The organism is Stenotrophomonas sp. FR010 (genome assembly GCF_047520755.2).
Taxonomy (GTDB): domain Bacteria; phylum Pseudomonadota; class Gammaproteobacteria; order Xanthomonadales; family Xanthomonadaceae; genus Stenotrophomonas; species Stenotrophomonas sepilia.
In genome coordinates this window covers 19,800-30,545 of the sequence record NZ_JAXBQT020000017.1, presented here as the reverse complement: position 1 = coordinate 30,545, position 10,746 = coordinate 19,800, and the positions used below count along the sequence as shown (strand labels likewise).

The 10,746-nt window shown below is 55.4% G+C and carries 7 protein-coding genes; 3 read left to right on the top strand and 4 right to left on the bottom strand.

The window, feature by feature from the left end; all coding sequences use genetic code 11:
• The 3 genes from ACM0PK_RS15680 to ACM0PK_RS15670 form a co-directional block, all read left to right on the top strand.
• A partial coding sequence (locus tag ACM0PK_RS15680; protein ID WP_495498535.1) for a LysR substrate-binding domain-containing protein occupies positions 1-439 on the top strand: 439 nt, incomplete at its 5' end.
• Positions 440-1,024: 585 nt separating this feature from the next.
• On the top strand, positions 1,025-3,193 hold the full coding sequence (locus tag ACM0PK_RS15675; RefSeq protein WP_197573146.1) for an SIR2 family protein: 2,169 nt from the start codon (positions 1,025-1,027) through the stop codon (positions 3,191-3,193).
• A gap of 63 nt (positions 3,194-3,256) precedes the next feature.
• Entirely contained in the window at positions 3,257-4,849 is a 1,593-nt protein-coding gene (locus ACM0PK_RS15670; protein WP_008267133.1) for a hypothetical protein, read from the top strand.
• 42 nt (positions 4,850-4,891) lie between these two features.
• Here the strand turns inward: ACM0PK_RS15670 and ACM0PK_RS15665 are convergent, their stop codons facing one another.
• The 4 genes from ACM0PK_RS15665 to ACM0PK_RS15650 are packed head-to-tail and all read right to left on the bottom strand — an operon-like array spanning position 4,892 to position 10,726.
• Positions 4,892-5,398 carry a hypothetical protein gene (locus ACM0PK_RS15665; RefSeq protein ID WP_049459868.1) on the bottom strand — a complete coding sequence of 169 codons (507 nt, stop codon included), beginning with the start codon at positions 5,396-5,398 and terminating at the stop codon, positions 4,892-4,894.
• The gene (locus tag ACM0PK_RS15660) at positions 5,395-7,398 is read right to left on the bottom strand and encodes a site-specific integrase (protein ID WP_125899103.1); all 2,004 of its coding nucleotides are present in this window, start codon (positions 7,396-7,398) and stop codon (positions 5,395-5,397) included. The genes ACM0PK_RS15665 and ACM0PK_RS15660 overlap by 4 nt, the downstream gene beginning before the upstream one ends.
• Positions 7,398-9,395: a hypothetical protein gene (locus ACM0PK_RS15655; protein WP_125899102.1), complete on the bottom strand. Its 1,998-nt coding sequence runs from the start codon at positions 9,393-9,395 to the stop codon at positions 7,398-7,400. Before ACM0PK_RS15655 ends, ACM0PK_RS15660 begins: the two co-directional genes overlap by 1 nt.
• On the bottom strand, positions 9,392-10,726 hold the full coding sequence (locus ACM0PK_RS15650) for a site-specific integrase (protein ID WP_414607041.1): 1,335 nt from the start codon (positions 10,724-10,726) through the stop codon (positions 9,392-9,394). The genes ACM0PK_RS15655 and ACM0PK_RS15650 overlap by 4 nt, the downstream gene beginning before the upstream one ends.
• Positions 10,727-10,746: the final 20 nt, after the last annotated feature.

The window sequence follows — 10,746 nt, the reverse complement described above, 5'->3', positions numbered from 1 at the left end:
ACTCATCCGTGTACTGCTTGCTGTTGCCCATAAACACCTCGGTCATTGCCATGAATTATGGCGTCCGGATGTCTACGAAAGGCTGGTCGGTCCACTGCGGCGGCATGTTTGTATTGAGAACAGAATCGGCGACGGCTCAATCTATCGCTGGGAACTTGGCGACGGTGATCGTATGGTCAAGGTAATTCCCAGCGGAATGCTGAGGGTGAGCAGCACCGACTCTCTGCTCGCTGCAACGTTGCAGGGATTGGGGTTGGCATACTGTCTGGAACTCAGAGTGCAGGACGAAATCTCGTCCGGCGCACTTGAAGTTGTGATGCCAGACTGGGCATCAATGGGCGCACCATTCATGCTGTACTACCCCACTCGTCGCCAATCCCTGCCCGGCCTCAAGGGGCTAGCGGAGGTAATTCGGACACAGATGATCGATGCATGCTAAAACATGCTCCAAACTATGGAGTTGGGATCGACATGAATGGTCTGCCAACGTACTCCATCACCAGTTCGATACCGGAGTGCTCTCCAGACTCTCCCTCTGGATCACATATGTAGGTTGCTGTGAGGCAATGAGAGCGCTTCTTGCCACCGGCATCAGACAGAGCCAGTCCGGAGGACTCCGAGAATGGATGCCCTGGACTCGCTAGTTCCATAAGCACCTCGTCCATATGAGTGGGTATCGGAATGCAGTCCCTTCATATGGAAGCGTTCAATTGCCAACCACTGTTGAGGCGCTGAAGTTGCGGTCCTCCGCTGTGGTTGGCTTTAACATTCCTAAACGCGGATGAGACCAAAAACCCTACCTTCAATACTGCCACATCAGCACGAGTTCGAAGCCGAATTTACTGAAGAATGATTGGCACTGCCACGACGAGGCGTTGAGCGGGCTCGGACAGATCTCACCTCTTGGACCATCAGACTGAATCCGCACAAACTTCAAAAGAAGAACTTAATTGGACGCTGCGATTGGCCAATTCCATCTGATTTGAACCTACACTCTGTTCGAGAGCATTCAGAGGGAGTTGCAATGCAGTTCATCGTCGACGGGCCAGACATCCCAGAAGCACTTCTACAGGCACACGAAGAAGGACGAGTAGTCTTCTTCTGCGGCGCCGGAGTCTCCTACCCGTCAGGACTACCTGGTTTCAAAGGACTGGTTGAGCAAATCTATGCGTCGAATGGGACATCATTCACGGACATCGAGCGTGCCGCCTTCGATCATTCAAAGTTCGACGCGACTCTCGATCTACTTGAAAGGCGACTGCCTGGGCAGCGATTGGCGGTTCGGCGCGCCCTAGCGAAATCGTTGAGACCCAAGCTTCGTCGGAAGGGAGCAATTGACACCCAAGCAGCGCTTCTTCGGTTAGCACGAAGCCGGGATGGCGCGTTGCGGTTGGTGACTACCAACTTCGATCGAACCTTCCACGCGGCGGCGAAGCGCATGGGCCAACCATTTCCGGCCTATCCCGCTCCAATGCTGCCGATCCCTAAGAGCAGCCGCTGGGATGGGCTTGTCTTTCTGCATGGCCTGCTTCCGGAGAGTGAGGATGATGCAGCACTCCATCGACTAGTGGCCACCAGTGGTGACTTCGGCTTGGCTTACTTGACCGAACGCTGGGCCGCGCGGTTCGTCAGCGAACTTTTTCGCAACTATGTCGTTTGCTTCATTGGATACAGCATTGACGATCCGGTCCTCCGGTACATGATGGACGCATTAGCAGCAGATCGAATGCTCGGTGAGGTTACCCCGCAGGCGTGGGCGTTCGGAGATTGCGAAGCCGGGAAAGAGCATCTGAAGACTATTGAATGGGAAGCTAAGGGCGTTAGACCTATCCTCTACAGGGTTCAGCCTGCTACCCATGACCACTCTGCGTTGCACGACACAATCAGGACTTGGGCAGATGTCTATCGCGATGGAGTTCAAGGTAAAGAGGCCATTGTTGCGAAGCACGCCATGGCCCAACCTCAGGACAGCACGCTCCAGGACGATTTTGTTGGACGAATGCTGTGGGCTCTTTCAGACAAGTCAGGCCTCCCCGCGAAGCGCTTCGCGGAGTTCAATCCAGTTCCCCCGCTTGAGTGGCTCCTCGAGGCATTTTCCCATGAGCGATTCTTGCAGAGGGATCTAGCCCGCTTTGGCTTCTCCTCGGTTAAGGAGGAGGATGCAGAACTCAGATTCAGCTTGGTTCGTAGGCCTGCGCCTTATGATCACGCTCCTCCTATGACACTGGCGTCTTCTGGAAGTATGGCCAGCCGATGGGATGGATTGATGTTCCAGCTCGCACGCTGGCTTGTGCGTCATCTGGACGATCCACGATTGATCATATGGATTGCAGAGCGTGGCGGGCAGATGGATAGTCGCTGGATCTCTCTAGTCGACTCCGAACTTGAGCGTCTGGCCACACTGGAACGGGATGGCAAAGTCTCGGAGCTGGATCTTATTCGCCTGGACGCCCCAAAGGGTGTGCCCGATCCAAAGATGCGAACTCTTTGGAGAATCGTGCTCGGTGGCCGACTCAAGACCCCACTGTCAGGGGGGCTGCTATATCGTTGGATCAAGCGTCTTAGACGTGAGGGACTGAACACGTCTCTTCGGATGGAACTTCGTAGCCTTCTCAGCCCAAAGATCACACTAAGGCGTCCATTTGTTTGGGACGGCGAAGTGGCCGATGGTGCAGACGAGACAGTGCGAATTAAGCAGTTGGTTGACTGGGACCTTGTGCTTGCGGAGGACAATGTACATGCGGTCCTCCAGGATCAGTCTAAGGGTGAGTGGGAGAAGGCACTCCCGCTCCTGCATTCGGACCTACAGCAACTGCTCTGTGACGCGCTGGGCCTTCTTCGAGATCTAGGAGAGGCAGATGACCTTGTCGATAGATCCTACTGGGACCTTCCATCAATCACGCCCCATTGGCAGAACCGGTCCTTCCGAGACTGGGTTAGCCTGATTGAACTGCTACGCGACGCTTGGTTAGCAGTTCGAGCTACGGATGAGTCGAGATCCACGCTCATGGCTCAGGCATGGTTCGAGATCCCGTATCCCACATTCAAGCGGCTGGCATTGTTTGCGGCCAGCCAGGACAATTGCATCGAGCAGGAGCAGTGGGTCGATTGGCTGCTACTGGATGAGGGGCGGTGGCTGTGGTCGCAGTGCACCGCACGCGAAGTGCTGAGGCTTCTTGTTCTCCAGGGGTGAATTCTAGACAACGCGTCTCAAGCACGCTTGGAGAATGTCATCTTGGCAGGACCTCCCCGCGAGATGTATCGCGATGATCTGGAGTCCGAACGCTGGGATCGCCTGGTTGCTCGCGCAGTATGGATTCGTCTAGCGAAGCTGGAGTCCTCGGGCCTACATCTTGGTGTGTCTGCAGCAAGGCGCCTAGCGGAGATATCCATCGCGCATCCTGAGTTGAGATTGGACCCTAACGAGAAGGACGAATTCTCACACTGGATGAGCGGCACCGGAGATCCGGATTTCGAGGACGGCAGAGAGGTCGATGTCGCCCCTCGCACTCGCAAGGAGCTAGTTGAATGGCTTGAATCGCCGAGGCCTGCCCATAGACCGTTCTATGAGGACACTTGGCGGGATGTCTGCCGTACTCGCTTCTTCCATAGCCTTGCCGCGCTCTGCGACCTCGCTCACCAAGACGTCTGGCCCGCAGTTCGGTGGCGCGAGGCGCTTCAGGTTTGGTCGGACGATTCAATGGCAGCCCGCTCCTGGCAGTACGCATCGCCTTTGGTACTGCTAATGCCTGATGAAGTTCTGTCCGAGATCGCACCTGCAGTAGCGTGGTGGATGGAGGCCACTTCAAGAAGCGGCGCGAATCGCGAGAACCTCCTATTGACTCTCGCCGGTCGAGTGCTTGCGCTTCCGATCCCCTTGAGTAGTGGCATGACAAGGAACGGCGAGCCAATCGATAACCCTGTCTCGGAGGCGATTAATCACCCCATTGGGCATGCCACGCGCGCCTTGCTCAATCTATGGTTCAAGAGGGCGCCCAACGATGGAGACCTACTTCCCCCTGAACTTAAGGCGGCATTTTCCGCCATATGCGATGTTGAAGTAGATCGATTCCGCCATGGCAGGGTGTTGCTCGCATCTAGACTCATCGCCCTGTATCGCGTAGACCGGGCGTGGACCGAAGCGACGCTACTACCGCTCTTCGATTGGTCCAACCCTGTCGAAGCGAAAGCAGCCTGGGAAGGATTTCTTTGGTCACCGCGACTGTACCAGCCATTGATGGTGGCATTGAAGTCGCAGTTCCTATTGACGGCCGGTCACTACGCCGACCTTGGTGAACACCGAGGACAGTTCTCTGCTTTCCTAACGCACTCAGCCCTAGGGCAATTGGAAGGCTACTCTCGGGACGACTTTAGATCTGCATTGGGCAAGCTTCCACAGGATGGACTGGAGAAGTCCGCACAATCGCTCTCCCAAGCACTGGAGGCCGCAGGCGATCAACGCGAAGACTTCTGGAGAAATCGAGTCCAACCCTTCTGGCAGGAGATTTGGCCAAAATCGCGCAATCTAGCTACACCCAGCATTGCTGCCTCCTTAGCTCGACTCGCCATCGCGGCCCGGGTTGAGTTCCCTTCCGCATTGAAGGCGGTACGTGACTGGCTTCAGCCGGTAGCGAATTCGGACTACATCGTCCATCTTCTACTAGAATCTGGCCTTTGTAGCCAGTCGCCAACTGAGGCTTTAGATTTGCTGGGTGCCGTTGTTGGATCCCAACAATGGGCGCCTCTAGGACTGAATGAATGCCTAGCTCAAGTAAGGGCCGCCGCTCCCGACCTAGAGCGAAACAACCAGTTTCATCGACTTGAGGAGCTGGTGCGAACGCGCTCCTAAGAGTTCTGGCGGGGCATCATTCGAAGCTTGCGAGATGCCCTATTACGAACTCGCTTTTCTCCTTCTCCCGCTCTCGATTCCAACCACCCTTGAGCCCGCCTCGCGCTGCTTCTTGATCTGTGACTTCAGCTCAGAAATCTCCTTCTTCAAGGCGGCGATCTTTGCATCTCGCTGCACCACCTCGATCGAGTACATGTTCTTGAACTGCGCAGAAATACCGTCGTACCTCTCTTTCCATCCCAGCCTTTGTGAGTAGGACTTTCGTCTGGCGGCCTTCACGCTCGTAGGAACGTCCACTCGAAGTTTCGTGAGCCAGGCCTGCACCTCGAGCTTTGTGGTGCCGGCATGCTTCTCTCCGTGCAGCGATACCGCTGTTACCTTTGCCCGCCGACACAGCTCTGCAACATTCAGCCGACCAGAGTTCCGTGGATACACTCCGTCGTTCTCCGATATCTCCCTGTCAATCTCGGCCATAGTTGATCGAAGGCGTGCAACGAACGCCTCCGTCCGCTCCTTTCCAAGCTCGGCAAGACTCTTCTTTTGTCTCATTTCAGAAGTACCACATTGGGTACGAGGCGCGTCAGCAAACTGCTCTTCGAGAAGTATTCGTCCACCTTCTTCCACCTGCCGAGCACGGACTTGATCTGCCCCCGGAACTGAGCAATGAGCATAACGTCATCATCCACGAAAGCGTGCTCTAGCAACTCAAGATTGTACTGAACTGTCTCGATGGCCTGAACAACGCTTCTGGACGCCTTATCCTCGTCGTCAGGGAGAATCAACTGATTCTCACATGCAGGATGACAGTAGTGTGGATTAGCCTGACCATGCCCCTTGTTGCAAAGGCCTCCATCGGTGAAGTTCGTACACACTATTCCTGGTGCGACAACTGCCCAAGAAGAGCCCTCAGCAGTCATCGCGCGGGCGAACTCCCTGATGTTCTGCGGATCAAGGGCGGACTTACCCAGCCGGCGCGCGAACAGCGCCACACGCCCCCGTAGCTTCTCTGCGCCGGCCCCCTGAACCTCATCAGCCTTATTGATCGCCTCCACTCCCTTTAGAATAAGCATCTCACGTACAACTTGCTGTACTTCGGAAAGAATTCCTGGATCCGAAAGTATGTAGCGCATGATTGTCATTTGTTCATCCCTGTGCCCAAAGACATCCATCAAAATCTTTGGCGCATGGACAAGCGCTAGAGCAACAATTCGAGCGAGGGTCTTTCGGAATCGATGCGGGTTCATACCACCATCGGTGAGCCAGCGCTCCAGGCCAAGTATCTCCACGAAGCTATTGAACACATGCGCAAGGCTCGGCACCTTATCTGGATATCTTGGGGAAACCCACAGGCCGTTCCCCTTTAGGCCGTGGTGCCGTCGAAAAATGTTCGCTAGGCGCTCTTGCTGCAGAATCGCTTGAATGGCAATTGACGGCGCTGGCGCTTCACTCTGCCTCCCTCCGGGATTCTCAAACTTCCAGGTTCTGAACTCGTAAACACTGGAACCACCTCGCTTGCCAAGCGAGCCGATCTGCATCGTTAGCAGTTCACCATGTCGGGGACCGCCAGAAAGAGCCACCGGAAAAGCGTGTGCACCCTGTAGAACCACTATCAGGCGCAAGGCCTGGGGTAACGTCCGAGGCGGCCATGCGACGGTTTTTCCACTTCGCCCGGATTTCATCGAAAATTGAAGCGGGGCATCCCTAAGCGGCTCCCCGTCAGGCCCCCGCCATTCCCATGACCGGATCACAGCATTGCTTACGCGAGCAGCTCGGCGACTGGGAGATGGCGAGGGACCGTCTTTCAGATCACGAGTAGTTTCAGTAGCGGCGAGTGCGGCCTCTACGGCATCCAACAAAGTAGGACCAACGACTTCGATCATCACCAGTGCCATCGAGCCTGCTTCAGAGACGAACTCATCTGAGTATGGCTGATGAGGTTTCGCTATGCTGACCGGGATTGTATGCTCAGGTTCACCCGTTCGATCTCGCGCAGCCTTCATTCCATGAACCGTTGGACGCATGGGCGCGGGGCCATCGGGAAGACACCCCAGTCGGTGGTAGTACTCAACCACCCCAAGGCAGTCAGAGTACTTCTGCGTCAGGCCAGCGCGTTCGACCAGGCTCCAGAGTCTCTTGGAGCTTGGACGTACATTTGTACGCTGGATCGCCCTCTTAAGATTGGCAATGAGCGTCCGGATCGTTGTGTATCTATACACCTTCCCGGTTTTGCCTGGAATTATCGCCATCGTGATCGCCAGCCTCATAAGCTCTCGAACTACGAAGGGTGAGTGCTTCCCCTTGCACGTCTTGCCCCTTCCAGAATAGAGCCTTAGATCGAGATCAGAGGTCCGTAGGCCAGACTGATGTTCGTCGTCAATACGAAGAACGCCCCAGTTGTCCCCCATTCCAACAAGCTTCTGAAGCTGCTTCAGCTTTGCCTCCGGCGCCAACCTCAGCTCATTCGGACTAATCGACAGTAGCGACACCTCCACGTCAGGAGCTAGGAGTTCATGGTTGCCTGCTACTAGAGACCGGTTGACCATTTTCATCAGTGCTGCCCTGCGAAGTAGATTGGCATGTGCTCACCGGAGGCTATCCTTGCCGCCCACTTATCAATGGCGAACTTCACTGCATCTGCTGGCCATTGAAGAACGGTTAGGCGAAGCCGCGCCAGGTCACTTGCATCTGATCCAGCATCGAACCGAACCATTCCTACGGAGGTCCGAACTGCCTCTAGCTCTGCCACACGCCGGCAGATGAAGTCCAGGCTGTCCGTGAACACAAAACAGTTGGGGCAGCCGCTGGAAGCACACCTATGCTGCTGGACGCATAGAGTGCATCCATCTCTCGGATTGCCTGGATCAATGACTGCTGGCGGGCTGTAAGGATCTGCACATCCGCTTCCGTCGTAGGTCTTATGACGGCGTGCTTGATTCAGCTTTTCGATCTCGGCTTCACTGACGTCCAACTTTGCGAGCTTCGCCCTCGTCAAGGCTACGTCGAACACACGATTGACCCGAAGCTGGGAGAACAAGTCATCAATCACTTCGGACACAAGCGAGAAGGATTCCTCAAAAGAAGATCTTCGGTAGCCATAGTGCCTAGTGGTCATGAGGTTCTTGTGACCAAGTAGTACCATCATTACCCAGTTCGAGTATTGAGAATCCTTGAAGATCGCAGCCGCGGCGACATCTCTGAACTGTCCAATTGACATGGTCTCGGAAGCTGTACGGGTGCCGTCATCGAGTTGCTCTATCAGAGAGGCGAGCCAGTTGTTTGCAGTTCGAGTTGTGCGGGGATTTACTACATACACCCCTTGTCGCCGTCCGCGCACTGTTACGCCCACCCATGGACTACGAGCGACAACGTCTGGGAGAGGGCACAGGCGCGGGTTTCTTTCGATATGGCCTCGAAGCCCTTCTGTCCGCTTCAGAAGAAGCTCAACTAACGAATGACAGCCCGTCGCATCGCCTACCCGTGACACAGTCCATTGCGCGGTCCCTTTGGCCCGGTCCTTAGGCGCATAGATCCATGCATGCTGCTCATCATAGACTGCCGTCCAGTCGCTCAAGTTCATGGATGCTGCGGTTGCGGGGTTCCAGGCGCTCCGCGCTACAAAGAGCAGGAAGAAAATTGAGACATCTGCGCTAGTAGGATAGGTTCCGGCAACCAGATCGTGCCAGCCGACCTCGCTTCCTGATCGTTCGTGGTCATCGGGGTAGTGCGCCCACCAGCTTGGGAGTCTTTTGATGCGCTTGCCGAAGATCGCCAACAACTGAGATCGCCGAGGCACTGGATTTCCCGTCAGCCTTATGAGCGCGCGATAGGTCGCGTGCGCATCCGCTTCCGTACATACGAAGTCGGGGGCATTCATGAACTCAGGATTCTCTCTGTACAACTCGATCAGATCGCGTCCTTGAGGAATGAGTCTGTCCGTTCTCCTCCACCGCTGTAGAACCTTCAGTGCCTCCGCTCGTAGCAGCCTAATGACGGCCAATCCGTGCTCTTCGGATGGGGTCTCGCGGCGATTCGAGGCTATCCTGAAAACTGGAAGTACTAGCTCTGGAAGTTCATGGTAGCTAATCGCGGTCTTTATAATCGCGCGGACGACGGCAGCTCTGCTGTCCATAGTGGCATCCCATGCACCCTCCGGACCCGGGCTTGTGTAGAGGGCAACGTGCCGGGATGTCAGATCGCGAAGTCTAACCACCCGTTTGAATGGAATTCCATTTGAGGCCATGTATCCCTCAAGTGCATCGAGGAATCTCCAGAAGGACACCAGTGCCCCCCTTCTTGCAGCTGCACCGTCTGATGCGATGCCTTCAATACTCGCGCTCAGCGTAGGCCATAGATCGCGCAGCAGCTCCGGCCTACCAGTGAATCCCCCCTTCCAGGAATGCCTGACTGCGGCAATGGGCGGGGCATCACTTGCACCAGTCGCCAGAATCGAGAAGTCATAGATCTTCCCCGTGCTAATGAGGTCCGGATGTGTACAGGGCACCACCCATTTCCCAGGCATTCCCCCTGTATCTTCACGCGCTCTCACGTCAATGCCTCGTCGATGATCGCATTCCAACGAATTGCTGGATGCCCTCGATCACGACCAATTTTGGCTACCGCAGCGCGCAAGTATTGCATCGTCGTGCGCTCATCAACGTGCCCCATAAGCGGACTGAGAAGCATCTTTACCTGTCCGGCCATGAGCCCATGCAACCAACCTAAGTCAGCACCACTCAGCTCTGAGTTGCCTGCGAGGGCCAACTGCGCCCGCGTCAGGGCGCAGATCTTCTCCACCGCAAAATGGTGCCTTCCTGTATGAGGGTGCCATCCTTTGGGACAATGCCGATCGGAAGTCCAAATCCGGCGAAGCATCTCATTGCTCACAGGTCGGTTCACACCTTCTCCAAGCCACAGACGATCTGTCCGCTTGGTGTGTTTCCTATCACCAATGTGATATCTCGTCAGCTGGGTCGGTCGAATCACCGAAATGTAGTGCCAGATCCTTTCGGCAAGATCTAGTGGCACAAATACCGTACGCCATCTTGTGCCAAGGTCTGACCCAGGACTGACCTTGCCTCCCTTAGTGCCATACTTGAGCACTAGCGGAACCTCACCAGCCAATATCCAGTCGGGTTGCCAGTTGGTTCTCTCGCTCGTTCTTTTTGCTGGAAAACAGGTGACCCGTAGTTGATTGGCTTCCGAGATCCTGAGGCCAGAACGGATGATCAGCTCGAAGATCAGAATTTTTACGGGCGCACGCACCGAAATCGACTTCAACCACATCTCAACCTCCCTGTCAGGAGGGAGGATGATCGGAGCTTCCGGCGCAGTTAGAGACCCGATCCGCACAGTCTTTGAGAGCAGTGTTCCGCTTTGCGAGCTTGTGGGCGATATGTAGGTGTATGCAACTTTTCTTACAGGTATCTGCATGGGCAGGCGATAGCCGCGCTCGCTGGCCCAGGTCAGAAATAGACACGCCTCATTGACGTAGAGGTTAACTGTAGCGGGATCCAACTGCCTCCCACTCGGGGAGCCGTCTCCACTCAGGAGTGCCGGCTGATACTGATGAAGGATATTCTCGTTGTAGGAAATTTCTCGCCAATCAGTGGCTTGGTCTATGCACCATTCGAGAAAAATAGAAAGCCTTGCGGCCATGTTTCTTCGCGAGCGCAAGGTTGGGATGGGCCCGTAAAAGAGCTCACTCTCAGCTTTTGCTTTTGATCGGTCGCGAGGAAGTTGCCATTCCCCGTTGCTGCGCTCATCGAGGTAGCGGTTGGCTTCAATTGGGTATGAGCCATCGTCACCGATCAGAATCGGTACATGCTGCAACTTAGGCGCGTGTGCAAAGGCTCCCTCAGGGGGCATAACCACTTGCATCGGATTGACTCCGAGCTGAC